Source organism: Micromonospora sp. ATLC16, assembly GCF_057196645.1.
This window is the reverse complement of sequence record NZ_JBXUOW010000184.1, coordinates 1-494: the sequence shown is the minus strand read 5'-3', so window position 1 is coordinate 494 and position 494 is coordinate 1. Positions and strand designations below refer to the sequence as shown.

Annotated in this window: 1 protein-coding gene; it reads left to right on the top strand. The window is 65.4% G+C overall.

Annotated elements, in window-relative coordinates:
- The first annotated feature begins 97 nt into the window (after nucleotides 1-97).
- Nucleotides 98-466: a hypothetical protein gene (locus AC2CHE_RS26975; protein ID WP_484507629.1), complete on the top strand. Its 369-nt coding sequence runs from the start codon at nucleotides 98-100 to the stop codon at nucleotides 464-466.
- Nucleotides 467-494 lie beyond the last annotated feature (28 nt).

Here is a 494-nt window from a genome sequence, read left to right as displayed (position 1 = left end):
ATCCTCAAGACCGGCTACCACCGGATCATGACGGGCTTCCCCGACGTGTTACGTACCGTCACTGCCCTGGAGATCTTCAGAACCGCGCTACCGGGTTTTGAATGACCCTCCCGGCCTGCCGGCGGGGATCGACGACCTGGACGACCCGAACATCGACTACGCGATCTGGGGCGAGGCCGACGAGGCCTTCCCCGCCTTCGTCGATGCCGTGCTCGCCGGTACGGACGTCTGGAGGGTCCCGGGTGTGGTGGCCCGGAACCCGCAGGGTGGATATCGGATTAACCCGCGCGCCACCTACAACAGGGAGCTGTCCGCGCTGGCCCATCCGGCCCGCGACCTGGTCGACATGGAGGGCTACTTCACGATCGGCGCTTTCCACTCGACTAAGGGGTCGCGCAGATTGGTGGTGATCATCGGCGGCGGGTGGGGCGAGTGTCCCACCGGTAGGTGGTCCATGCTCGCCTGATCAGGCTACGGACGGTAATGATCGCGTC